Below are 1,395 nucleotides of genomic sequence, written 5' to 3'. Positions count from 1 at the left end.
GCGTGACCTGTCAGAACGCGCGGTCGTGAACGAGGACGCGCAGTGTCAGGAAGATGATCTGGAGATCGCGCATGATCGTCCAGCCCTCGAGATACTCGAGGTCGGACTGGAGACGGTTGAGCAGGTCGGATTCGTGATCGGTGGCGCCGCGATAGCCGCGCACCTGGGCGAGACCGCTCAGGCCCGGCTTGAGGCAATGGCGCTGCCAGTAGCGCAGGTCCACTTCCCAGAACAGCTTGTCGCCCGCCAGTGAGCCGGTCGCATGGGGACGCGGTCCCACCAGGCTCATGTCGCCCAGCAGGACGTTGAAGAGCTGCGGCAGTTCGTCGATGCTGGTGCGCCGGATGAACTTGCCTACCGTGGTGATGCGCTGATCGTCCTTCGATGCCGACTGGTTGCCGTCGTTGTCGCACAGGGCCTGCGTCATCGACCGGAACTTGTACATGTTGAAGAAGCGATTGCCGCGGCCCATGCGCTTCTGCATGAAGAATACGGGACCGCCGTCCTGTAGCTTGACCGCCAGTGCCACGGCCAGAAGCAGCGGTGACAGGGCGATGACGGCAAGGCCTGCGAATGTCACGTCGAACAGGCGCTTGATGGCACGGTCGCGCAGCCCCAGGGGACCTGCGGATACCAGCAGCAGCCCGTGCTTGCCCGACACGCGGGCGCCCTGCGCACCAAGCCGAGCGACCTCGTCGTCGAGCACTTCGCCATCGACGTTCGCGCCCTTGAGCATCATGGCCCAGTCCACCCGGCGGCTGGCGGGGCAACTGACGATGACCCGGTCAATGTTGCGCAGGACCAGCCCCAGCCGGTCCAGCGCGTGCGGATCATTGAGATCGGCACGCAGCCCCATTGCCGCGGCCGAAACGCGAATGGCCCCCTGCATGTGGAGTTGCGGGCCGCCGTCGTCGATGACCAGCTCGTTCATGGCATTGGCACCGCAACGCCATGTCACGAAACTGCGCAACTGAAGACGCGTCCAGGTGATCGCCAGCATTGCCCCGAATGCCCCGCCGTTGAAGATGGAGCGCGACACATCGGTTGCCGGCTGGATCAGGAACTGCACGAAGACCACGACGGCCATGGCAATGATCATGGCAATCATGGACCGGAATATGCCGACCCAGCCTTCGCGCAACGCCGCCATCGAATAGGATCCGTTGTAGAACGCCAGCGTCAGGTAGATCGGCAGGATAAGCTGGACGTGCACCAGTGCGTCGGCGAAACCGGCGCGGCTTGCGAACAGGTATCCGACAACCCCGAAGCCGGCGGCCACCGACACGATATCGCCCAGGATCAGGGCAAGATAGCATTGCAACCGGCGCCGCTCACGCGAGGGTGCGACAAGAAGCTCGTCAACTTCCGTCTGTTCCCCCGGCAGCGGACGCACCG

At 64.2% G+C, this 1,395-nt stretch carries 1 protein-coding gene; it reads right to left on the bottom strand.

Translation table 11 applies throughout. The features are described from left to right. Positions 1-10: 10 nt before the first annotated feature. The gene (locus MTR64_RS21240) at positions 11-1,393 is read right to left on the bottom strand and encodes a sugar transferase (protein ID WP_243996584.1); all 1,383 of its coding nucleotides are present in this window, start codon (positions 1,391-1,393) and stop codon (positions 11-13) included. Between the last annotated feature and the right edge of the window lie 2 nt (positions 1,394-1,395).

Origin of the sequence: Novosphingobium album (ex Hu et al. 2023) (genome assembly GCF_022832385.1) — a bacterium.
Lineage (GTDB): Bacteria > Pseudomonadota > Alphaproteobacteria > Sphingomonadales > Sphingomonadaceae > Novosphingobium > Novosphingobium album.
The sequence above is the reverse complement of the archived record's forward strand: the minus strand, read 5'-3'. Positions and strand labels throughout refer to the sequence as shown.